Origin of the sequence: Planotetraspora mira (genome assembly GCF_016863275.1) — a bacterium.
Classification (GTDB): domain Bacteria; phylum Actinomycetota; class Actinomycetes; order Streptosporangiales; family Streptosporangiaceae; genus Planotetraspora; species Planotetraspora mira.
Window position 1 is genome coordinate 121,111 of record NZ_BOOO01000017.1, and the last position, 21,044, is coordinate 142,154.

A 21,044-nucleotide genomic window follows, 5' to 3' on the forward strand; every position below is an offset into this window, starting at 1 on the left:
GTGCCCCGAGTCGTCTTCCTGCTCCTCCCCCGGCTGCACCTGCTGGACCTCGCCGGTCCGGCCCAGGTGTTCTCGACGGCCGCCGATCTCGGGTACGGCTACGAGCTGAGCTACGTGGGTGAGCGGGAGGACGTCCCCACCGCCCAGGGCCTGCCGATCCGGGCCCAGGTCACCTGGCCCGAGCTGGACACCGGCGACCTGGTCGTGGTGCCGGGCTGGCGAGGGCCGACATTCCGCGACAGCCCGAGGCTCGACCCGGACAGCTCCCGCAGGCTCGCCGAGCATCACGCGGCGGGCGGCACCGTGGCCAGCGTCTGCGCGGGAGCGGACGCGCTCGGCCGGGCCGGGCTGCTCGACGGCAAGCGCTGCACCACCCACCACGGCCTGCAGGACGAACTGGCCCGCCGGTATCCCCGGGCGACCGTGGTCCGCAACGTGCTGTTCGTCGTCGACGACCGGGTGGTGACCTCGGCCGGAATCGCCAGCGGCATCGACCTCGCGCTGCACCTCGTCGCCGTACGGCACGGGCCGGGGGCCGCCGCGAGGATCGCCCGCGAGATGGTGGTCTACACCCGGCGCAACGGCGACGAGCGGCAGGCGGGGGCCCTGCGCTACCGCTCCCACCTCAGCGACGTGGTCCACCGGGTGCAGGACCTGATCGACTCCCGCTTCACCGAGCCGCTGCCGCTGGACGGCCTCGCCACCGCCTCCGGGGTCAGCCCGCGCACCCTGACCAGGATCTTCGGCGAGGCGACCGGGATGACCCCGCTGCGCTACCAGCAGACGCTCCGGGTGGAACGCGCGGAGCACCTGATCGGCCAGGGCGCGACGGTGGAGTCGGCCGCCCGCGCGGTCGGCTTCCAGGACGCCCGCATGCTCCGCCGCCTCAGAGCCCGGACGAACCCCTCTGCCGGAAGCTCTGGAGGGGGCTCGGCCGGGAGCGCGTCCATCACGTACGACGCCTGACCCGGCGGAGCCTGCTCCGTCTTTCAGTCGAACCGGATGTGCTTCACCCCGGTCCAGGCCCGGCGCAGCCGTCCCCGTAGCGCACTGTCCGTGTTCGAGGCGAGGGTGAGCCCGGTGGCGCCGGCGATGTGCTCGGCGACCTGCGAGACCGTCAGCCGATCCGTCCAGATCTGCTCGGCGAACTCGGCGTCGTTCAGGCGCCGCAGGCAGTGGTCGAGCTTCGCGACGGCGAAGCTCTCGCGGCGCAGCGAGGCGTTCTCCCCGGCCACGAACCGCACGACGTTTCCGAAGCCGCGCTCGCGCAGTCGTCGCAGCACCGTGCGGCGGTCGGCCAGGAGTGCGAAGTGCCGGACGTCGTGACCGCGCTCCCGGAGCCTGCCGACGGTCTCCCCGAAGTACCCCGGCTCCACGACCGTCATCGGAACGATCACCGTGCCACTGTGCCGGGTGAGGGCCAGGTCCAGCACCTCGAACACACCCTGTCGCCAGGCCGGCAGGTCCTGGAAGTCTCCGCGCAGACGTGGAGGCATCATCCGGTGCAGCCCGAATCCGACGTGTTCCGGGTCGCAGATGACGCTGCCGGGAAGCCGCCGTTGGATCTCGTGGGCGGTCTGCGTCTTGCCGCCGCCGAAGGGGCCGTTGATCCACAAGAGCATGGGGCAGACCCTAACTCTCAGTGTGCCGAGCCGCCTCGCCCACGTTGCTGCTGCTCGATGAGGCGGGCGAAGCCGTCGAGCAGGGTCCGCAAGCCGAGTTCGAAGAGTTTGTCGCAGTCGAGGTCGTAGCCGCCGTCTTCGGCGAAGGCGTCCATGAGTCTGGCGAAGGCCGGGTAGCGGCCGGTGGCGGCGATGGAGCCCATGGCAGGGCCGTGGAGCTCCATCCACTGGTCCTCGGACAGACCGGTGACGGCCTGAGCGTGGGTCTCCCGTTCAAGGTGGACGGCCAGGCCCTGGACGTGGCTGTAGAGCAGCACCTGCAGATCGAGCCTGGTGGTCGGGTCGAAGCCCTGCTCGTCCAGCGCGGCGAGGATCCGCTCGCCGTGGACCAGCAGGTTCTGTAGCGGCAGCGGCCTGGTGAGGGCGTTGAACTGGGCGAGCCAGGGATGGCGGCGGTACAGCGTCCACATCGCGCGTGCGCTGTCTTCCAGTTGGGCCCGCCAGCCGGCCGGGGGCGGCTGCGCGTACGTGTGCTCGCCGAACGCCGCGTCCGCCATCAGGAGGATGAGGTCGTCCTTGTCGGCGACGTGGCGGTAGGTCGACATGGTGGCCACGCCGAGCCGGGCCGCGACACCGCGCATCGACAACGCGTTCAGCCCCTCGGCATCGGCGATCTCGATCGCGGCGCGCACGATGCGCTCGCGCGTCAGTTCCTGCTCGGCCGGCGGCGCCGGGCGTGCCCTGCGACGCGGCCCGTCCTGCGTCGCCGGACGGGCCTCCTCACCGGCGTCCAGCGGTGCCACGACCGTGCCGACCCGGGGCTGGGCTCGCACGAGCCCCTCCTGGCGCAGGGTGGTCAGCGCTTTCGTGGCGGTGGCGAGCGCGACGCCCCAGTCCCTGGCGATCTGACGAGTCGACGGCACCCGGTCCCCCGGTGCCAGCCGGCCGGCCTCGATCCGCCGGCGGATGTCGGCGACGATGCGCTGATAGGGCGGTTCGATGGTCTCTGTCACCGGCTCGGCTCCTCTCGTCTGTTCTAGTACAGACCCTAACATCAGATTCACAAGAATCCTCCTGTACTAGGGCAGATTAGCAGGTCAACGCGTTGTCCTATGGCTGCGTACGATGTACATTCAGATCTCGCGTACACCGTAGGAGGAGAACAGATGAAAACCGTGCTCATCTCTGGAGCGAGCATCGCCGGTCCGGCCCTGGCCTACTGGCTGCACCACCACGGCTTCGCACCGACCGTGGTGGAGCGGGCGCCCGCACCGCGTATCGGCGGCCAGGCGATCGACATCCGCGGAGTCGCGCTCGACGTGGTCGACCGGATGGACATGCTGACCCCACTGCGGGAGTTGCGCACCCGCATGCGTGGGATGTCCATGCTGGACGGCGACGGCAACGAGATCATGCGCTCCACCGAGTACGCGGCGAGCAGCGGCCGGCTGGACAGCGACGACATCGAGGTGCTCCGCGAGGACCTCACCCGGATCCTGCACGAGCGCACGGTCGCGGGCACCGAGTACGTGTTCGGCGATTCGATAGCCGCGATCGAACAGGACGAGGACGGCGTGCGGGTGGAGTTCGAGCGCGGCCGGCCGCGCACGTTCGACCTCGTGGTGGGCGCCGACGGGCTGCATTCGACGGTGCGGCGACTGGCCTTCGGCCCCGAGGCCGAGTTCATCCACCACCTCGGCACCTATGTGTCGGTGTTCACCACCGAGAACATCCTGAACCTGGACGAGTGGCAGGTCTGGATCCGCGACGGCGACCTCGGCGGCGGCATCTACCCGGCACGGGACAACACCGAACTGCGGGTCAACCTCGGCTTCATGTCCGAGCCCGTGGACTACGACCACCGTGACCTGGACGCCCAGCGCCGGCTGGTCGCCGACCGGCTCGCCGGAATGCGCTGGGAGATACCGCGACTGCTCAAGGCCATGTGGCAGGCGCCCGACTTCTACTTCGACGCGATGGCCCAGATCCGGATCGACTCGTGGTCACGCGGACGGGTGACCCTGCTCGGTGACGCCGGCTACTGCGCCTCACCGCTGTCCGGTCAGGGCACCAGCCTCGCGCTGGTCGGCGCGTACGTGCTGGCCGCCGAACTGGCCGCGGCCGGCGGGGACCACCGGTCCGCGCTGGCTGGTTACGAGCGGCGCATGCGCCCGTTCGCCGAGCTCAACCAGGCCCTGGCCACGGAGAACCCGGGCGGCCCCGCCTCCGAGGAGTCGATCGAACGGGCGAAGAACGCGATCTCGCTGGACGCCTGACCGGCCTTGCTCGGGTTAGGCCGCGTATCCGCCGTCGACGTTGATGGTGGCACCGGTGATGTAGGCGGCGTCGGGACCGGCGAGGTACACGACGAGGCTGGCCACCTCGTCGGTGGTGCCGTACCGGTCCACGGCGATGTAGGGCTTGGTGATCGCCGCGAACAGCCCGTCTTGTGCAGGTTGACCGCGACCGTGTGGTCGTATCCCTCTTCGGTGATCTCCCCGATCGGGCCGACCCCGCTCACCCCGGCGTTGTTGACCAGGATGTCCAACCCGCCCAGCCGCCGGACTGTCTCGTCGACGGCCTGACGGACGGCGTCGCGCTCGGCCTGTTCTGGGCGAAGGGCTACGACGGGACCACGATGGCCGACCTGTCCTCGGCGATGAACCTGAAGCCGGGCAGCATCTACGCCGCGTTCGGCTCGAAGGAGGGCCTCTACGAGAAGGTGCTCGACCGGTACGTCACCACGGTCTTCACCTACTCCGACGACGCCGTGGCCCGGCCGACGGTCCGCGATGTCGTCGAGGCGTGGTTACGCGGCGCCGCCACCGTCACCACGGGCGAGGGCACGACGGATCGCTGCCCGAGGGGGTCGAGTCGGGGGTCCTGGCCACATACGTCACCGCGCTCTCCCAGGGAATCGCCGTCGAGGCGGCGTCCGGAACTCCGCGCGCCGACCTCGACGCGATGATCGACCTGGCCCTCAAGCGGCTACCCTGGGAGTAGGCTCTCCAAAGTTTTCGCGCGGCCTGTACACGAACGGCGCCAGTCCCCCACTGACGCCCGCCGCCGAACGACGATCCGTCCCCCCCACGGGTTGGGAGCGCAGAGAGGTGATGCGGATGCGGCAGGCAGCTGTCCTCGACGTCGGCTGTCACAGCGCTCTGCTGACCGTGGTCCGCCGGCCGCACGGGCAGACCGGCCTGGAGACGGTGCTGTCCCACAAGGTACGGCTGAGCCTGCACCAGATGCTCGCCCCGGACGGGCAACTGGACGAGCAGGGGATACGCAGCGTCCAGCAGGCGGTGGCCGAGACGATGGACGCCAACCCGGCCGCGCAGTCCCGCGTCTTCGCCTTCGCCACCTCCGTCATCCGGGACGCACCCAACCGCGACGAGGTCATCGCCCGCATCGCCGGGGCCACGGGCACCCGGCTCCGGGTCCTGCCCGGCCGGGAAGAGGCACGGCTGGCCTACGTGGCGGCCCGCCAATGGGCGGGGCACACGTCGGACCCACTGCTGGTCCTGGACATCGGCGGCGGCACGATAGAGATCGCCTCCGGGACCGACAGGGAACCGCACACCGTGCATTCGCTGCCGCTGGGCGCCAGGACGATCACCCGCAGATGGCTGCCCGGCGGGGCCGCCTCCTCCTCGCGGCAACTGCGCAGGGTCCGGCATCACCTCCGCCGGGCGCTGAGCCGGCAACCCGGTCTGCCGACGCCCCAGCCCGGCGGACACGTCCTCGCGAGCTCGAAGACCTTCACCCAGCTCGCCCGGCTCGCCTTCGCCCAGGGCGAGCCGTCCTGCTCGCGCAACCGCCTGTCGCTGACCGGCGTACAGGCGTCACTCGCCCTTCTGGCCGACATGGACCCGGCCCACCGTGGAGAGCTGCCGGGCATCAGCACACACCGCGCCGAGCAGTCCCTCGCCGGAGCGCTGATAGCCGAGGCCCTCATGGAGGCCTGCGAGGCGACGAGCGTGGAGATCTGCCCCTGGTCCACCCGAGAGGGGCTCCTGCTGGAACGCCTCGGATCAACCCACTGACGGAGTGCGATGCGTGCAATAAGCCAGGACGTCCTCGGCGGTCCAGAGGTGCTCAAGGAAACAGAAGTGGAGCGGCCGGCGCCGGGTCCGACCGAGGTGCTGGTGCGCGTGCGCGCCGCCGGGGTCAATCCGACCGACTGGAAGCATCGCGCCACGGGCGGCCTGCTGGGAAGGCCGCCGTTCGTTCTCGGCTGGGATGTCTCCGGTGTCGTCGAGTCCGTCGGGCTCGGAACGGCACTGTACAAACCGGGTGACGAAGTGTTCGGCATGCTGCGCTACCCGTACGGGCACGGCGCCTTCGCCGAGTATGTGGCGGCGCCCGCCCGCACCTTCGCCCCCAAACCCCGGAACGTCGACCATGTGCACGCGGCGGCGCTCCCGCTGGCGGCGCTGACCGCATGGCAGGCCCTGAAGGACACCGCAGGGGTGACGGCCGGACAGCGGGTGCTCATCCATGCCGCCGCCGGCGGAGTGGGCCATCTCGCGGTGCAGATCGCCAAGGCCCGGGGTGCGTACGTCATCGGCACCGCGAGCGCCGCCAAACACGCGTTCCTGCGCGGTCTGGGAGCGGACGAACTCGTCGACTACCGGAGTGTGGACTTCGCCGAGGTGGTCGAGGACGTCGACGTGGTGATCGACACCATGGGCGGCGACCACGGGCCACGCTCTCTGCGCACCATGCGCCGAGGCGGCGTCATCGTCTCGCTCGTGTTGTCCAACACGGACGAGGGGCTCCGGGCACAGGCCCAGGCACTGGGCATCCGGGCGGAGTCCATGCTCGTGGAGCCGGATCTCGCCTCTCTGAAGGCGATCTCCGCGTTGGTGGAGGCGGGCAGGCTCCGTGTCGAGATCGACACGGTGCTGCCGTTGGAACAGGCGGCCAAGGCGCACGAGCGCGGTGAGACAGGCCGCACCACCGGCAAGATCGTGCTCACCGTGAACGACTCCGCAGGAGCCTAGAACCCGAGTACTCCGCCCGCTTGCATATCCTTTCCGTCGTCGGCGCTCCGGCCCGGGCACGGCTCGCACCGCGCCTGCTCCGGTGCCGGCACTGATCAGGGGCCACGGACAGTGGAGCTCTTCATCGTGTCGAACCTCCCTCGGCTCGGGTGTCCCGAGTGGCGGGACGAGGACTAGTAAGATCAAGAATCTCGGTGCTCCCCCCGCACCGCCCTACCGGGACGAGGTGACCGTGGTCGCGGAAGACACCGAGCAGGCCGACGAGGGACACAAGGGCAGGAAAGGCTCGTTCTTCCGGGAGCTCCCGATCCTCGTCGTCGTCGCCCTGGGCCTGGCGTTGCTGATCAAGTCCTTCGTGGTCCAGGCCTTCTACATCCCATCGGAATCGATGGAGAACACCCTCCTGGTCAACGACCGGGTCATGGTGAACAAGCTCGTCTACCACGTCCGCGACATCGAACGCGGCGACATCGTCGTCTTCTCCGGCGTCGACTCCTGGGACCCCGAGATCCCGTACCAGGATCCCGGCAATCCATTCGGCCGCGCACTCCACTGGGTGGGCATCCAATTCGGCCTCGTCCCCGGCGACAAGGACTACATCAAGCGGGTCATCGGCAAGCCGGGCGACACGGTGAAGTGCTGCGATGCCAAGGGGAGGGTCACCGTCAACGGCACCGCGATCGACGAACCCTACTTGTACCCCGGCGACATCCCTTCCGATCAGCCCTTCTCGATCACCGTGCCGAAGGACCGCCTGTGGGTCATGGGCGACCACCGATCCGTCTCGTACGACTCCAGGCGCCATACGAGCGACACGGGCGGCGGCACGATCCCCGTGGACAAAGTGGTCGGACGAGCCTTCGTCATAGCGTGGCCGTTCGATCGCGCGAAGGTGCTTTCGATCCCCGGCACGTTCGCCCAGCCGGCGCTGAACGCGGCTTCATCGGTCGTGGGGTCACCGTTGCCGCTGGGTATCGCAGGAACCGTGCCGCTGGTGCTGTGGCGTCACCGCCGCTTCGCCGAGCGGCCTCGGCGAAGGACACAGGACCGGCCCTCGTAGCGTCTACTCGCCGTCCAGCCCGACCGGAACGGAACTCCGCAAGGCCTCGGTGATCGCCGTCACGGCCGGATGCCCGCCTCCGCCGCTCCGGAAGGCGATCTTGGTGCGCCGCCGGATCGGCACCCGCGTCAGGACCGTGCCCGGCGGGGCGTCGAACGTCCCGATGTGGGGAACGAGCGCGACCCCCTGCCCTGCCGCCACCAGGGCCAGCACCGTGGAGAACTCGTCGATGCGGTGCCGGACCCGCGGGGTGTAGCCGGCGGCCTGACAGGCACGGATCGTCATCTGGTGGCACGCCGTACCCGGCGAAGCCGTGATCCAGTCGGCCGCCTCGCACCGGGCGACGACCTGGTCCGGCGGCACGTCCAGCGGGGACGCGGAGGCCAGATACATCGACTCGGCGCACAGCGGTGCCACGATCAGGCCCGGTGTGGCGGCCTGGGGGACGAAGTCGTAGTCGTGGATCAGCGCCACGTCCAGCTCGCCGGCTCGCAGCGCGTCGGCGATCGCGGCCGGGTCGATCTCCGAAACCATCGGCTCCAGCGCCGGGTGCCGGCGGCTCAGCTCGATCAGCGCGGCCGGCAGGATGGCCCGGGCCGCGGTCGGGAAGGTGCCGATCCGCAGTGGCCCGGCGAGGCCCCGGCGGGCGTCGATCAACTCCGCGGATGCCAGTTCGAGGCGTTCCAGCAGCGCTTCGGCGTGCCGGGCGAGGTTGCGGCCGGCCGGCGTGAGGCGCACGCGGCGGCCGGTGCGTTCCAGCAAGGGCACGCCGGCTTCCCGCTCCAGAACCGCCAACTGCTGAGACACGGCCGACGGGCTGAAGGCCAGGGCCTGGGCGACCGCCGCGATGGTCCCCCGATGGTCGAGTTCCCGGAGCAGGCGGAGGCGGCGAAGCTCGAGCATCGGCTCAGCTTACGCTTTGAGCCGGAAAAGGTAACTGGACCTGGGCAAATCCGCCGGGCCACCATCGATCCCATGAACTCTGCGACCTCGAGCCGTGATGCCCGCACCCCCGACGCCCCGAGCACCCGTCCCCTGGCCGGGATCCACGTCCCGCTCATCACGCCCTTCGCCGCCGACGGCACCGTCGCGGCCACCAGCCTCGAAGGCCTCGCGCACGCCGTGCTCGACGCGGGCGCGCGCGGCATCGTCGCCCTCGGGACGACCGCGGAGCCGGCCTCGCTCACCGCGGACGAGAAGCACACGGTCATCGAGGTCTGCACCCGCGTCTGCCGGGAACGCGGCGCCACGCTCATCCTCGGCGCGGGATCCCACGACACCCGTGCGACCGCGGCGGCGCTGGCGGAGCTCGCCCACCTGCCGCACGTGACGGCCGCCCTGGTGCCCGTGCCGTACTTCACCCGGCCGCAGGCGGCGGGCGTCCTCGCGCACTTCACCAGCCTCGCCACCGCCACCCCGGTGCCGCTGATCGTCTACCACGTCCCCTACCGCACCGCGCAGCCGCTCAGCGCGGCCTGCCTGCGCGCACTCGGCGCGCTGCCCGGCGTCGTCGGCATGAAGTACGCGGCCGGCGGCGTCGACGAACAGGCCGTCGAACTCCTCGGCGACCTCCCGGAGGACTTCGCCGTCCTGGCCGGCGACGACCTGTTCGTCTCCCCGCTCCTCGCGCTCGGCGCCGCCGGGGGAATCCTGGCCTCGGCCCACCTGGCCACCGCGTCGTTCGTGGAGCTCGCCGCCGCCTGGCACGCCGGAGAGGCGACCCGCGCCCGGAACCTCGGCCACCGGCTGACCGCGCTGTCGGCCGCCCTCTTCAGCGAGCCCAACCCCACGGTGCTCAAGGGCGTCCTCCACGCCCAGGGCCGCATTCCGACGGCCGACATCCGGCTCCCCCTGGTCCCGGCGTCCCGGGCCGCCGTCGACGCGGCGCTGGAGCGGGTCGCGGAGCTCTGATCGGATGATCCCGCGAAGCGAGAGCGGCGAACCGGACCCGCGGACCTTCGTCAGCGAGCGGCTCGCTCGTCGGATCTCAGGGGCCAGTCGCACCGGGGCAGGTGTACGCCCTTGTGCGTGATCATGCATAGGTTCGGGGGAAGGCATGCCTGCCAGGCGCGACGCCGCGCGTGATCATGCACAGGTTCGCTCGTACGCGTGCTGGTCAGGCCTGATGGGTTTCGTGATCATGCACAGATTCGGCGATTGGCGCGTTGTCCAGGCCATATGTGCGTGGTGATCATGCAAATCTGCCCGATTGCATGATCACCGCACGTGTAGTGCCAGGTCGCGGTAGGTTTCTCCGAAAGTGTGCATGATCACGCTTGGGAAACTGGCTGCTCAGGGCGGCAGTTTCCGAACCTGTGCATGATCACGCTCAATGGATCGGCTGGTCAGGCTGGCGATTTTCGAACTTGTGCATGATCACGGCGCTTGCGACGTGCGGGAACTCGGGCCCGGCATGCCCGCGCCACGCGCGGGTCCGCCGTGATCAGCTCGCCTCCGAGGCGCGGTCGCCCGAGGACGCCGCGCGCGAGGAGACGGGCAGCGTGAGGATCATGGTGAGGCCGCCGCCCGGTGTCTCGCCGGGAGTCAGCGTGCCGCCCATGGCCTCGATCAGACCCCGTGAGAGAGCCAGGCCGAGACCGACGCCGCTGTGGTCGTCGCGGTCGCCGAGACGCTCGAAGGGCAGGAAGACCCGGTCGTGCGCCTCCGGCGGGATGCCCGGGCCGCGGTCGACGACGCGGATCTCCACGTGGTCGCCGTGCCGGCTCGCGGTGATCAGCACCTTCTCCTCGGGCGGGTTGTAGCGGACCGCGTTGGACAGGAGGTTGACCAGGGCCCGTTCCAGCAGGGCCGGGTCGGCGACGACTTCGGGCAGGCCTGCCGAGACGTCGCCTTCGACCTGATCTCCCTGCGGCCCGAAATCGTCGATCGCCCGGGGGACGATCTCCTCCAGTGAGACCGGCTCGACGGACACTCCCAGGACGCCGGCCTGCAGCCGGCTCATGTCGAGCAGGTTGACGACCAGCCGATCCAGCCTGGCCAGCGATTCTTCGGCGGTGGCCAGCAACTCCACGCGTTCCTCGTCACTCCACGCGACGTCGGTGGCGCGCAGGCTCTCCACCGCCGCCCTGGCCGACGCGAGCGGGGAACGCAGGTCGTGGCCGACCGCGGCGAGCAGCGCCGTACGCATCCTGTCCGCCTCGGCGAGGGGCCGGACCTGTTCGGCCTCCTCGGCGAGCCGCTCCTGGCGGAGCGCGACCACGGCCTCGGCTGCGAACGCCTCGAGCACCCGGCGGTCGGCGGCGTCGAGCAGTCCGCGCGCCGCGAGCACGTGGGTGTCGTCGATGACCACGTCGGTGTCGGCCGCACCCGGGCACGCACTCGGTTCGTCCCCGGAGGTGGCGGCGACGTGCCAGGCATCGGGATCGGACTGGTCGCCGGGATTGGGCTCGGCCCCGGGCCGGCGTTCAAGCAGGCTGACCGATGTCAGCCCGAATGTCTCGCGGAGCCGGGCGAGCAGGGACGGCAGCGCCGCCTCTCCCCGGAGCACGTGCCCCGCGAGGGTGGACAGCACCTCGGCGTCCGCGCCGGCCCGCGCGGCCTCGCGGGTACGGCGAGCCGCCAGGTCGACGACCGTGCTGACCATGATGGCGACCAGCACGTAGATCGCCAGCGCGAGCAGGTTCTGCGGATCGGCGATGGTGAACTCGTCGACCGGCGGCGTGAAGAAGTAGTTGAGCAGCAGGAACCCGGCCACGGCCGAGGCGACGGCCGGCCACATGCCGCCGACCAGGGCGACGGCGACGACCATCACCAGGAACAGCAGGATGTCGATGGGCAGGGTCAGGGCGTCCCGCAACGGCCGCAGCCCGGCGGTGAGCGCCGGCAGTCCGGCGACGGCCAGCGCCCACCCCGCCAGCCGCCGCGTGAGGGTGAGCGCGGCCCGGGACCGCGAAGGGCGGCTCCTGCCCTTGCTGATCTCGGCGTGGGGCACCAGATGGACGTCGATGGAGCCGGACCGGGCCGTGGTCGTCAGGCCGACGCCCCGGGAGAACAACTGGGCGAACCGGCCTCTGCGGGACGCGCCGAGCACGAGTTGGGTGGCGTTGACACCACGGGCGAAATCCAGCAGGGCGCGGGGGATGTCATCACCGACGACCTGGTGATATGTGCCGCCCAGGCTCTCGATCAGGGTGCGCTGGCGGGCGAGCCCGGCGGGGTCTGCGACGGCAAGCCCGTCGGCCCGTGTGACGTGGAGGGCGAGCAGATCCGCGCCCTTGCTGCGGGCGGCGACGCGGGCCGCCCGCCGGATCAGCGTGTCACCCTCCGGGCCGCCGGTCAGCGCCACCACCACGCGCTCACGGGCCTCCCAGGTCCCGCCGATTCCATGATCGGCCCGATACCGGTCGAGTTGCTCGTCGACCTTGCCCGCGACCCAGAGCAGCGCCAGCTCACGCAGAGCGGTCAGGTTTCCGATGCGGAAGTAGTTCGACAGCGCGGCGTCGACCTTCTCCGGCGGGTAGACGTTGCCGTGCGCCATCCGGCGGTGCAGAGCCTCGGGCGACATGTCGACCAGTTCGATCTGGTCGGCCCGCCGTACCACCTCATCCGGCACCGTCTCCCGCTGGGCGATGCCGGTGATCTGCTGGACGACGTCGTTGAGCGACTCCAGGTGCTGCACGTTGACCGTGGAGACCACGTCGATCCCGGCGTCGAGGATGTCGTCGATGTCCTGCCAGCGCTTGGTGTTGCGCGAGCCCGGCGCGTCGGTGTGAGCGAGCTCGTCGATCAGGGCGATCTTGGGCATTCGTGCGATGACCGCGTCGACGTCGAGCTCGGTGAAGGTCGCCCCACGGTGGACGAGCGTCCTGCGGGGGACGACCTCCATGCCTTCGAGCAACACGGCCGTACGGGCGCGGCCGTGGGTCTCGACGAACCCGACGACGACATCGCGCCCGCGCTCCCGTGCCCTGCGGCCCTCGCAGAGCATCGCGTACGTCTTGCCGACACCCGGCGCCGCTCCCAGGTAGACCCGCAGCCGCCCGCGCGTCATCCGGCCCACCCCTTCACCGCTTCTCGATCGGCCGGCTCCATGCGTCCCAGATTCCGGCCCGCTGATCACGTCGTCGGCCCGACCTCGATCAGCATCTGTCTTCTTCGGTCTACCACGCGTGGCGGACCTTGCACGCGCCGCCACGGACGCGGACCGCACAGGATGGGCTTTGACGTACGGTGACGGGGGGATACAGAAAGTGACCACGTCCTGGAGCGCAGCCTGCCGGCGCGGCGATCTTCCTGTCCATCCGAAGGCGGTCGAGCGGTCTTGAGCATTGAGAACCTCGTCGGGCTCATCCTGGCCGTCTCCGTGGTCATCTTCCTGATGGCGGCTCTGCTGTTCCCGGAACGGTTCTGAAGGAGCGGTTCCAGATGAGCACGACGACCGCGGCGATCCTGTTCACCGGTTCCCTGGTGATCGCTCTGGCCGTGGCCTACCGGCCGCTGGGCGACTACATGTACCGGGTCTACACCGGCACCGGGCAGTCGCGGGCCGAACGCGGCGTCTACCGCCTGATCGGCATCAGACCCGACGCCCAGCAGACGTGGAGCGCGTACGCCCGCAGCGTGCTCGCCTTCTCGGTGGTCTCCGTCCTGTTCCTGTACGGCTTCCAGCGACTGCAGGAGCACCTGCCGCTGAGCCTCGGGTTCGGGCCCGTCGTCCCGCACCAGGCGTGGAACACCGCGATCAGCTTCGTCACGAACACGAACTGGCAGTCGTACTCCGGCGAGTCCACCATGGGCCACCTGGTGCAGATGGCGGGGCTGGCCGTGCAGAACTTCGCGTCCGCCGCCGTCGGCATGGCCGTCGCGATCGCCCTCGTACGCGGATTCGCCCGCAGGAAGACCGAGCACCTCGGCAACTTCTGGGTGGACCTGATCCGCGGAATCCTCCGGATCCTGTTGCCTCTGGCCTTCGTGGGCGCGCTCGCTCTCATCGCCGGCGGAGCGGTGCAGAACTTCCACGACCCCTACCCGCTCCAGACCCTGGCCGGCGCCAGGCAGGTCATGACGGGCGGACCGGTGGCCAGCCAGGAGGTCATCAAACAACTGGGCACCAACGGCGGCGGCTTCTACAACGCCAACTCCGCCCACCCGTTCGAGAACCCGACGCCCTGGACGAACTGGCTCCAGATCTTCCTGATGCTCGTCATCAGCGTCAGCCTTCCCCGCACGTTCGGCAGGATGGTCGGCAGCGACAGGCAGGGCTACGCGATCGTCTCGGTGATGGCGACGCTGGCGATCGTCAGCCTGACGCTGATCACCGTGTTCCAGATGAGCCATCACGGCACGGTGCCGACCGCGGTCGGCGCCGCGGCGGAAGGCGTGGAGACCCGGTTCGGGGTGCCGAACTCCGCGACGTTCGCCGGCGCGACCACGCTGAGCTCGACCGGGGCGGCGGACTCCGCCCACGATTCCTACACGAGCCTCGGCGGCATGATCGGCATGTTCAACATGATGCTGGGCGAGGTCGCCCCGGGCGGCACCGGCTCTGGCCTGTACGGCATGCTCGTCCTCGCGATGATCACGGTCTTCGTGGCCGGGCTGATGGTCGGGCGCACGCCCGAGTATCTCGGCAAGAAGATCGGCAGCCGGGAGATCAAGTTCGCGGCCTCCTACTTCCTCATCACGCCGATCTGCGTCCTGGTCGGAACGGCGGTCGCGATGGCCGGCGACTGGGGGCGGAGAGGAATGCTCAACACCGGTCCCCACGGGCTCTCCGAGGTGCTCTACGCGTTCACCTCGGCGTCGAACAACAACGGGTCCGCGTTCGGCGGCCTCAGAGCGAACACCCCGTTCTACGACACGGCACTCGGGCTGGCCATGGCCATCGGGCGTTTCCTGCCCATGATCCTCATCCTCGCGCTGGCCGGGTCGCTCGCCCGGCAGGGCCGGATTCCGGTGTCGGAGGGCACCCTGCCCACCTATCGGCCGCAGTTCGTCGGGATGGTCGTCGGCGTCGCGGTGATCCTGGTCGCCCTCACCTTCCTCCCCGCGCTCGCCCTCGGGCCGCTGGCCGAAGGGATCCGCTGATGGGCGGGGTCGCGACCGGCGGGCGCGTTCAGGCCGGGCTGCTCGATCCGAAGCAGCTCGTCAGAGCACTGCCCGACGCCGTCAAGAAGCTCGACCCACGCACGATGTGGCACAACCCGGTCATGTTCATCGTCGAGATCGGCGCCGTGTGGAGCACCGTCCTGGCGATCGCCGAACCCAGCTGGTTCGCCTGGCTGATCGTCGTCTGGCTCTGGCTGACCGCGATCTTCGCCAACCTCGCGGAAGCGGTGGCGGAAGGCCGCGGCAAGGCCCAGGCCGACGCCCTGCGACGGGCCAAGCGGGACACCACGGCCCGCCGTCTGATCGATTGGAGGCCCGGCGGACCGGCCCGGGAAGAGGCGGTTCCCGCACCTCAGCTCCAGCAGCACGACCACGTCGTCGTCGAGGCGGGCGAGATCATCCCCGGCGACGGCGACGTCGTCGAAGGCATCGCCAGCGTCGACGAGTCGACGATCACCGGCGAGTCGGCCCCGGTGATCCGGGAGTCCGGCGGCGACAGGTCGGCGGTCACCGGCGGCACCAAGGTGTTGTCCGACCGGATCGTCGTGAAGATCACCCAACGGCCCGGGGAGAGCTTCATCGACAAGATGATCGCTCTCGTCGAAGGCGCCAAACGCCAGAAGACGCCCAACGAGATCGCCCTCAACATCCTGCTCGCCTCACTGACGATCATCTTCGTGATGGCGGTCACCACGCTGCAACCACTCGCGATCTACTCCAAGGCGACCCAGCCGGGCGTGCCCGACTCCCTGACGTTGAACGCCCACGGCGTCAGCGGCATCGTCATGGTCGCGCTGCTGGTCTGCCTGATCCCGACGACGATCGGCGCCCTCCTGTCCGCGATCGGCATCGCCGGGATGGACCGGCTCGTGCAGCGCAACGTCCTGGCCATGAGCGGACGCGCGGTGGAGGCCGCGGGGGACGTCAACACCCTTCTGCTGGACAAGACCGGCACCATCACCCTCGGCGACCGCCAGGCATCGGCGTTCCAGCCCGTCGACGGCGTCACCGAGCTTGATCTTGCCGACGCCGCGCAGCTGTCCAGCCTCGCCGACGAGACGCCGGAAGGCCGTTCGATCGTGGTGTTCGCCAAGACCCGGTACGGCCTGCGCGAACGCACCCCCGGCGAGCTCTCCCACGCGACCTGGATCGAGTTCACCGCCCAGACCCGCATGTCCGGCGTCGACTTCGACGGCGGCGGGAAACAGGTCCGGTTGCTCCGCAAGGGCGCGGCGACCGCGGTGATGAAATGGGTCCGCGACAACGGCGGCCATCCGACCGGCGAGGTCGGCCACATCGTGGACGGCATCTCCGCCAGCGGCGGCACACCACTCGTGGTCGGCGAGGTCCTCAGACAGGACGGGAGGACCACCGCGCACGTGCTCGGCGTCATCCACCTCAAGGACGTCGTCAAGCAGGGTATGCGTCAGCGGTTCGACGAGATGCGCCGGATGGGCATCCGCACCGTCATGATCACGGGTGACAACCCGCTGACGGCCAAGGCGATCGCCGACGAGGCCGGGGTGGACGACTTCCTGGCCGAGGCGACTCCGGAGGACAAGCTCGCCCTGATCCGCAAGGAGCAGGAGGGCGGCCGGCTGGTCGCGATGACCGGTGACGGCACCAACGACGCGCCCGCGCTCGCGCAGGCCGACGTCGGGGTGGCGATGAACACCGGAACGTCGGCCGCCAAGGAGGCCGGCAACATGGTCGACCTCGACTCCAACCCGACCAAGCTCATCGAGATCGTCGAGATCGGCAAGCAACTCCTCATCACCCGCGGCGCGCTGACGACCTTCTCGATCGCCAACGACATCGCCAAGTACTTCGCCATCATCCCGGCGATGTTCGCGGCGGTCTATCCCGGCCTGGACACCCTCAACATCATGCGGCTCAACAGCCCGCAGTCGGCGATCCTGTCCGCGGTCATCTTCAACGCGATCATCATCGTGGTGCTGATCCCGCTCGCCCTCCGCGGCGTGCGCTACCGGCCCTCGAGCGCGTCCAAGCTGCTGGCCCGCAACCTCTACATCTACGGCCTGGGCGGCATCATCGCGCCGTTCATCGGCATCAAGCTCATCGACCTGCCGGTTCAGTTCCTGCCGGGGATGTCATGACACCCCAGGTGATCTTCAGCTCCCGCCGGAGGCGGTGCCGATGCCGCTCATGACCCGCGCGCCCGCCTGGGTGGTGCAGCATCTGGCGGCTGTCCGCGCTCTCCTCGTCCTCACGGCGATCACCGGAGTGATCTATCCGGTCGTCGTCTGGGGTGTCGCCCTCCTCCCCGGCCTCCACAACCGGGCGGAAGGTTCGATGGTCACGATCGGCGGCCGCACGGTCGGCAGCCAGATCATCGGCCAGCTGTTCACCGACAGGAACGGCGACCCGCTCAAGCAGTACTTCCAGAGCCGTCCGTCGAACGCCGGAACCGGCTACGACCCCACCTCGACCGGTGCGGGCAACCTGGGCCCGGAGGACATCGTCGACACGCTGCCGGAGGATCCCGCCAAAAAGGCGGTGGCGATCGCCGCGCACAAGGCAAGGGACAGCCTGCTCACGCAGGTCTGCACCCGCAGCAAGGCCGTGGGCGCGCTGGAGGGCGTGGACGGCTCCCGGCCGTTCTGCACCCCGGGCGGCGTGGGCGCGGTCCTGTCGCTCATCGGGCCCCGCGACAGGACCGGGCACGTGACGAGACCGACCCGGGTCGTCAGCGTGAACGAGCAGTGCGGCATCGTGGCCAGGCCGTTTCTCACGACCTACGCCGGCCGGCCGGTCGAATGCGCCCGGTACGGCGGCGACTACCTGGTGGGCGAGATCGTGCCGATCCGGGGCGACGCCCCAGCCACGCCCGCGGTGCCGGCGGACGCGGTGACGGCGAGCGGCAGCGGCCTCGATCCACACATCTCCCCCGCGTACGCACGATTGCAGGCCCCGCGCGTCGCCAGGGCACGCGGCATCCCCACCGACGCGGTGCTGAAAGCGATCACGGCCAATGAGGACGGCCGCGTGCTCGGCTTCATCGGTGAGCCCCGGGTCGACGTCCTGCGGCTCAACATCGACCTCGACAAGAGATATCCCTTCCGCGGGTGAGGCCCACCGGTCCCGGCTTCCTCGACGAGCCGTTAGAGAGGCTGTGCCTGCAGCCCGGAGTCGCGGATCCGACGCAGGAGTGGCAGCTGTCGCAGCCCTCCGGCCAAGGAGCGCAGCCGTTCCAGACTTCGGTGCAGATGCGTCTGCTCGTGCCCCTGCGGGAGGCGTCTGAGCACGGCGGGCACGCCGAGGAGCCTGGTCTGCACCGAGCAGCGCAATGCGGTTGCCGCACCGATGGCGCGCAAGTCGTACCGGACGGCCCGTTCGTACTTGTCTCGACCGAACGCAGGCCGGTAGCACCGGATGAGCATCTGGTCACTCAGCTCCACGACTTCCCCATGAAAGGTGCCCGGGCCGCGTCTACCACCTTCGAAATCCAGTCTGGTGTGGGCGCCGACGACATCGGGCTGCGAATCGAGGAGGGTGACCGCCTCCAGGCCGGCTATCCACCTGCTCATGAGGTCGGGCATCACCAGCCAGCGCAGGACATCCGCGGAAGGGCACTCCACGGTGACCGCCCCGTCGAAGGCGTACTGACCCCACTCGTATCGCATCCGGCAACCATAACCGGGCCGTGCCGGGGAAGATCCGGAGAGGCAGAGTCGACGAAGACACGGAGAACACCGCCCCAGGCGAGCACCCGCGCAATACCCTCGGCGACGTGCGCGTCGAGACGATCGATGAGGAGAACAACACCGCCGAGCGACTGCGCCACGCGCTGGTCGACCGGCTTCGCGAGCAGGGGGCCGTACGCACAGCGGGGGTCGAGGCGGCGCTTCGTGCCGTCCCTCGCCACCTGTTCGCGCCAACCGTCCCGCTGGAGGAGGCCTACGCCGATGAGGTGATCCTCACCAAGCACGACGAGACCGGCCGGCCGATCAGCGCCGCCTCCCAGCCGAGCGTCGTCGCCATGATGCTCGAACGGCTTCAGGCCGAACCCGGCCGGCGGATCTTGGAGATCGGCGCCGGCACCGGTTACAACGCCGCCCTACTCGCCCACCTGACCGGCGATGACGGCCACGTCGTCACGATCGACCTGGACGAGGACATCGTCGACGGCGCCAGGGCGGCCCTCGCCGCGGTGGACTGCAGGAATACGCGGGTCATCCTCGGCGACGGTGCACTCGGCCACCCGGACGGCGCGCCATACGATCGCGTGATCGCCACAGTCGGCGCCTGGGATCTGCCCCCGGCCTGGCTTGAGCAACTCGCCCCGGACGGCAGGCTCGTCGTACCGATGCGGCTGAGAGGCAGCGTGAGCCGCGCGATCACCTTCGAACGCTACGCCGGCCGCTGGGTCAGCCAGGCCAGCGACATATGTGGCTTCGTTCCCCTGCGCGGGATCGCCGACGACGCTCGGCAGACGGTGCGACTGGCCCCCGACGGAGCAGTCACCCTGCAGACCCACCAGGATCAGTCCGTGGACGCGGCGGCCATCGGCAACGTGCTCGAACAGCCCTCCAGGGAAGCCTGGACGGGAGTGCCGTTGAGCCCTGGCGAGTCGTACCAGTGGCTGTGGCTGTGGCTCGGCTGCAGGATGGACAACGCGCTGAGCCGGATGGCCGTAGAACGATCCGCCATCGACAGTGGCCTGGTCAGGCCCCTGTTCGGCTGGGGATCCATGGCGATCTTCGGCAAGGATGATCTCGCCTACCTCACTCAGCGACCGGTGGCCACCGACAGCGCTCGACAGGCGTACGAGATCGGAGTCATCGGCCACGGACCCGGCGCCGAAGAGCTGATCCACCAGGCGACAGGGGCGATCCGCCTCTGGGACCGGGACTATCGGCACCGAACCGCGCATTTCGAGATCCAGCCCGGCGGCGACCGCAAGGAAAGCGAGCGATTCGAGCACGCCGATGGCCGCTTCGTCTTCGACAGGCCGCACAACCGGCTCATCGTCTCGTGGGTGTGAGACGACGACCGAGCGGAAGGGCCTGCGAAAACCGAAAGGGCCCGCACCTCAAGAGGCGCGGGCCCTTCAGTGACGACTTGTCAGACGGGAACGATGTTCTCCGCCTGCGGGCCCTTCTGGCCCTGCGTGACGTCGAACGACACCTTCTGGCCTTCCTGGAGCTCGCGGTAGCCCTGGGCGGCGATGTTCGAGTAGTGAGCGAAGACGTCGGCGCCGCCGCCGTCCTGCTCGATGAAGCCGAAGCCCTTTTCCGCGTTGAACCACTTCACGGTTCCGGTAGCCATATCAAATCTCCTTCGATGAGGGGGCAGAGCCGGAATCCGCACTGCACGGATTCCGCGTCGCCGCAATGAGCCCATCCGGAGATGACCGGCCAAACAGCAGTGCACCCGTCGGATACATCCCGTCAGGTGCACATAGAGTTCTATGGGTACCACAACTGCAACTGCCGGAGAGCTTACCAGGCATCGGGCCGGTCGCGAAAGCGACCCGTTCCATCACCCACCGTGACCACTCACTCGCACTCGCGAGAGGCCCGGACCAGCCGCCGGCGGCGTACCTCCAGAAGTCCCGCATCGCGGTCGGCGGGGTCGGTCCGGCCAGCTCCAGCTGGGTGGGCAGGATGGTGATCACGCCGGTGGACGCGGTGATGTGCGCCGCCGTTCCCGTGCCGGACGAGAGCTCAGGTGACGGGCTCTTCCCACGCAACGGCGCCAGGTGATCGGGCCGACCCTCCAGGAGGCCGCGCCGCGTTCGCTCCTCGACGCGGGATTTCCGCGATCTCATGACGGCGGGACGCCCGAGCCGCGATCATGCTGGAGTTACAACTCGAAGCCGATCACTGGAGGATGTCCGTGCGACTCCCGCGATCCCTTTCGGGGTGGACCATGGCGGTGTTCGGGGCCATGGCCCTGGTGCTCGGCCTGGTCGGGCTCGTGGCGCCCGACGTGCAACTGGCCATGCTCGACTTCGTGGCCGTCGACCCGGGGCAGCGCGCCTCAGGCGACTACACGCGGGTCTTCATGACCGCCTCGTCGATGGCGTCCGTGAACATGGGCGTCTACTACGTCCTGGCCGCGGCCGTCGACTTCCGGGCGTTCTTCTTCTGGACCGTCCCCTTCCGGCTGGTCACCTTCACGGTCTTCACCACGCTCGTGCTGACGGACGTGGCGCCGGGCAGCTTCGTCGGCGTCGGGCTCTGGGAGGGCGTGGGCGCGCTGATCACCGGTGCGGCGTTGTGGCGGGAACGCCGGGCACGGGCCGCAGGCGACGCCGTTCTCGCGTAA

General features: G+C 69.7%; 20 protein-coding genes and 1 pseudogene. 13 read left to right on the forward strand and 8 right to left on the reverse strand.

Annotated features, from left to right (window positions below; translation table 11 throughout):
• Window positions 1-966 carry a GlxA family transcriptional regulator gene (locus Pmi06nite_RS17175; protein ID WP_203954019.1) on the forward strand — a complete coding sequence of 322 codons (966 nt, stop codon included), beginning with the start codon at window positions 1-3 and terminating at the stop codon, window positions 964-966.
• 23 nt (window positions 967-989) lie between these two features.
• On the opposite strand, the gene Pmi06nite_RS17180 is transcribed toward Pmi06nite_RS17175, so the two are convergent.
• Together Pmi06nite_RS17180 and Pmi06nite_RS42590 are read right to left on the reverse strand one after the other, a co-directional pair.
• The gene (locus tag Pmi06nite_RS17180; protein ID WP_203954020.1) at window positions 990-1,622 is read right to left on the reverse strand and encodes an AAA family ATPase; all 633 of its coding nucleotides are present in this window, start codon (window positions 1,620-1,622) and stop codon (window positions 990-992) included.
• Between the two features lie 17 nt (window positions 1,623-1,639).
• Window positions 1,640-2,635 carry a TetR/AcrR family transcriptional regulator C-terminal domain-containing protein gene (locus Pmi06nite_RS42590; RefSeq protein ID WP_275409575.1) on the reverse strand — a complete coding sequence of 332 codons (996 nt, stop codon included), beginning with the start codon at window positions 2,633-2,635 and terminating at the stop codon, window positions 1,640-1,642.
• Between the two features lie 153 nt (window positions 2,636-2,788).
• Here Pmi06nite_RS42590 and Pmi06nite_RS17190 point away from each other — a divergent pair, with 153 nt between their 5' ends.
• A complete protein-coding gene (locus Pmi06nite_RS17190; RefSeq protein ID WP_203954021.1) occupies window positions 2,789-3,898 on the forward strand; it encodes an FAD-dependent monooxygenase in 1,110 nt (369 codons plus the stop codon).
• Between the two features lie 15 nt (window positions 3,899-3,913).
• Here Pmi06nite_RS17190 and Pmi06nite_RS41920 read toward each other — a convergent pair whose 3' ends face one another.
• Together Pmi06nite_RS41920 and Pmi06nite_RS42990 are read right to left on the reverse strand one after the other, a co-directional pair.
• The gene (locus Pmi06nite_RS41920; protein WP_203954164.1) at window positions 3,914-4,102 is read right to left on the reverse strand and encodes an SDR family oxidoreductase; all 189 of its coding nucleotides are present in this window, start codon (window positions 4,100-4,102) and stop codon (window positions 3,914-3,916) included.
• Between the two features lie 29 nt (window positions 4,103-4,131).
• Window positions 4,132-4,194: pseudogene (locus Pmi06nite_RS42990) on the reverse strand (hypothetical protein); the annotation flags it as partial.
• Window positions 4,195-4,227: 33 nt separating this feature from the next.
• Here Pmi06nite_RS42990 and Pmi06nite_RS41930 point away from each other — a divergent pair.
• The 4 genes from Pmi06nite_RS41930 (at window position 4,228) to lepB (ending at window position 7,685) form a co-directional block, all read left to right on the forward strand.
• Window positions 4,228-4,590, forward strand: a complete 363-nt coding sequence (locus Pmi06nite_RS41930) for a TetR/AcrR family transcriptional regulator (protein WP_373317310.1) — start codon at window positions 4,228-4,230, stop codon at window positions 4,588-4,590.
• Window positions 4,591-4,741: 151 nt separating this feature from the next.
• Window positions 4,742-5,665 (forward strand): Ppx/GppA phosphatase family protein, encoded by a 924-nt coding sequence (locus Pmi06nite_RS17205; RefSeq protein ID WP_203954022.1) that lies wholly within the window; start codon window positions 4,742-4,744, stop codon window positions 5,663-5,665.
• Window positions 5,666-5,674: 9 nt separating this feature from the next.
• Window positions 5,675-6,625, forward strand: coding sequence for an NADP-dependent oxidoreductase (locus Pmi06nite_RS17210; RefSeq protein WP_203954023.1), 951 nt, complete (start codon window positions 5,675-5,677; stop codon window positions 6,623-6,625).
• Window positions 6,626-6,857: 232 nt separating this feature from the next.
• A complete protein-coding gene (gene lepB / locus Pmi06nite_RS17215) occupies window positions 6,858-7,685 on the forward strand; it encodes a signal peptidase I (protein WP_373317308.1) in 828 nt (275 codons plus the stop codon).
• Window positions 7,686-7,688: 3 nt separating this feature from the next.
• Here the strand turns inward: lepB and Pmi06nite_RS17220 are convergent, their stop codons facing one another.
• A complete protein-coding gene (locus Pmi06nite_RS17220; protein WP_203954025.1) occupies window positions 7,689-8,588 on the reverse strand; it encodes a LysR family transcriptional regulator in 900 nt (299 codons plus the stop codon).
• Window positions 8,589-8,660: 72 nt separating this feature from the next.
• Here Pmi06nite_RS17220 and Pmi06nite_RS17225 point away from each other — a divergent pair, with 72 nt between their 5' ends.
• On the forward strand, window positions 8,661-9,596 hold the full coding sequence (locus Pmi06nite_RS17225) for a dihydrodipicolinate synthase family protein (protein ID WP_203954026.1): 936 nt from the start codon (window positions 8,661-8,663) through the stop codon (window positions 9,594-9,596).
• 532 nt (window positions 9,597-10,128) lie between these two features.
• Here Pmi06nite_RS17225 and Pmi06nite_RS17230 read toward each other — a convergent pair.
• Complete coding sequence (locus tag Pmi06nite_RS17230; RefSeq protein WP_203954027.1) at window positions 10,129-12,696, reverse strand: DUF4118 domain-containing protein; 2,568 nt, start codon at window positions 12,694-12,696, stop codon at window positions 10,129-10,131.
• Window positions 12,697-12,966: 270 nt separating this feature from the next.
• On the opposite strand from Pmi06nite_RS17230, the gene Pmi06nite_RS17235 reads away from it, so the two are divergent.
• Genes Pmi06nite_RS17235 through Pmi06nite_RS17250 form a run of 4 tightly spaced genes read left to right on the forward strand, consistent with a single transcriptional unit; the run spans window position 12,967 to window position 17,843 of the window.
• A complete protein-coding gene (locus tag Pmi06nite_RS17235) occupies window positions 12,967-13,056 on the forward strand; it encodes a potassium-transporting ATPase subunit F (RefSeq protein ID WP_203954028.1) in 90 nt (29 codons plus the stop codon).
• A 14-nt stretch (window positions 13,057-13,070) separates the two neighbouring features.
• Window positions 13,071-14,732, forward strand: a complete 1,662-nt coding sequence (gene kdpA / locus Pmi06nite_RS17240) for a potassium-transporting ATPase subunit KdpA (RefSeq protein WP_203954029.1) — start codon at window positions 13,071-13,073, stop codon at window positions 14,730-14,732.
• Window positions 14,732-16,870 (forward strand): potassium-transporting ATPase subunit KdpB, encoded by a 2,139-nt coding sequence (kdpB, locus tag Pmi06nite_RS17245; RefSeq protein ID WP_203954030.1) that lies wholly within the window; start codon window positions 14,732-14,734, stop codon window positions 16,868-16,870. The genes kdpA and kdpB overlap by 1 nt, the downstream gene beginning before the upstream one ends.
• 40 nt (window positions 16,871-16,910) lie before the next feature.
• Entirely contained in the window at window positions 16,911-17,843 is a 933-nt protein-coding gene (locus tag Pmi06nite_RS17250; RefSeq protein WP_239113974.1) for a potassium-transporting ATPase subunit C, read from the forward strand.
• Between the two features lie 32 nt (window positions 17,844-17,875).
• Here Pmi06nite_RS17250 and Pmi06nite_RS17255 read toward each other — a convergent pair whose 3' ends face one another.
• Window positions 17,876-18,397: an SRPBCC family protein gene (locus Pmi06nite_RS17255; protein WP_203954031.1), complete on the reverse strand. Its 522-nt coding sequence runs from the start codon at window positions 18,395-18,397 to the stop codon at window positions 17,876-17,878.
• Between the two features lie 107 nt (window positions 18,398-18,504).
• On the opposite strand from Pmi06nite_RS17255, the gene fxlM reads away from it, so the two are divergent.
• Complete coding sequence (fxlM, locus tag Pmi06nite_RS17260) at window positions 18,505-19,758, forward strand: methyltransferase, FxLD system (protein ID WP_203954032.1); 1,254 nt, start codon at window positions 18,505-18,507, stop codon at window positions 19,756-19,758.
• Between the two features lie 80 nt (window positions 19,759-19,838).
• Here the strand turns inward: fxlM and Pmi06nite_RS17265 are convergent, their stop codons facing one another.
• Window positions 19,839-20,042, reverse strand: a complete 204-nt coding sequence (locus Pmi06nite_RS17265) for a cold-shock protein (protein ID WP_203954033.1) — start codon at window positions 20,040-20,042, stop codon at window positions 19,839-19,841.
• Window positions 20,043-20,645: 603 nt separating this feature from the next.
• Between Pmi06nite_RS17265 and Pmi06nite_RS17270 the strand changes: the two genes are divergently transcribed.
• Window positions 20,646-21,044 carry a hypothetical protein gene (locus Pmi06nite_RS17270; protein ID WP_203954034.1) on the forward strand — a complete coding sequence of 133 codons (399 nt, stop codon included), beginning with the start codon at window positions 20,646-20,648 and terminating at the stop codon, window positions 21,042-21,044.

What these genes read in the sequence shown, in the direction of transcription:
- Pmi06nite_RS17180 (WP_203954020.1), bottom strand. Translation starts at nt 1,622, where the DNA reads ATGCTCTTGTGGATCAACGGCCCCTTCGGCGGCGGCAAGACGCAGACC.
- Pmi06nite_RS17190 (WP_203954021.1), top strand. Translation starts at nt 2,789, where the DNA reads ATGAAAACCGTGCTCATCTCTGGAGCGAGCATCGCCGGTCCGGCCCTG.
- Pmi06nite_RS17205 (WP_203954022.1), top strand. Translation starts at nt 4,742, where the DNA reads ATGCGGCAGGCAGCTGTCCTCGACGTCGGCTGTCACAGCGCTCTGCTG.
- Pmi06nite_RS17210 (WP_203954023.1), top strand. Translation starts at nt 5,675, where the DNA reads ATGCGTGCAATAAGCCAGGACGTCCTCGGCGGTCCAGAGGTGCTCAAG.
- Pmi06nite_RS17220 (WP_203954025.1), bottom strand. Translation starts at nt 8,588, where the DNA reads ATGCTCGAGCTTCGCCGCCTCCGCCTGCTCCGGGAACTCGACCATCGG.
- Pmi06nite_RS17225 (WP_203954026.1), top strand. Translation starts at nt 8,661, where the DNA reads ATGAACTCTGCGACCTCGAGCCGTGATGCCCGCACCCCCGACGCCCCG.
- Pmi06nite_RS17230 (WP_203954027.1), bottom strand. Translation starts at nt 12,696, where the DNA reads ATGACGCGCGGGCGGCTGCGGGTCTACCTGGGAGCGGCGCCGGGTGTC.
- kdpA (WP_203954029.1), top strand. Translation starts at nt 13,071, where the DNA reads ATGAGCACGACGACCGCGGCGATCCTGTTCACCGGTTCCCTGGTGATC.
- kdpB (WP_203954030.1), top strand. Translation starts at nt 14,732, where the DNA reads ATGGGCGGGGTCGCGACCGGCGGGCGCGTTCAGGCCGGGCTGCTCGAT.
- Pmi06nite_RS17250 (WP_239113974.1), top strand. Translation starts at nt 16,911, where the DNA reads ATGCCGCTCATGACCCGCGCGCCCGCCTGGGTGGTGCAGCATCTGGCG.
- Pmi06nite_RS17255 (WP_203954031.1), bottom strand. Translation starts at nt 18,397, where the DNA reads ATGCGATACGAGTGGGGTCAGTACGCCTTCGACGGGGCGGTCACCGTG.
- Pmi06nite_RS17265 (WP_203954033.1), bottom strand. Translation starts at nt 20,042, where the DNA reads ATGGCTACCGGAACCGTGAAGTGGTTCAACGCGGAAAAGGGCTTCGGC.
- Pmi06nite_RS17270 (WP_203954034.1), top strand. Translation starts at nt 20,646, where the DNA reads ATGGCGGTGTTCGGGGCCATGGCCCTGGTGCTCGGCCTGGTCGGGCTC.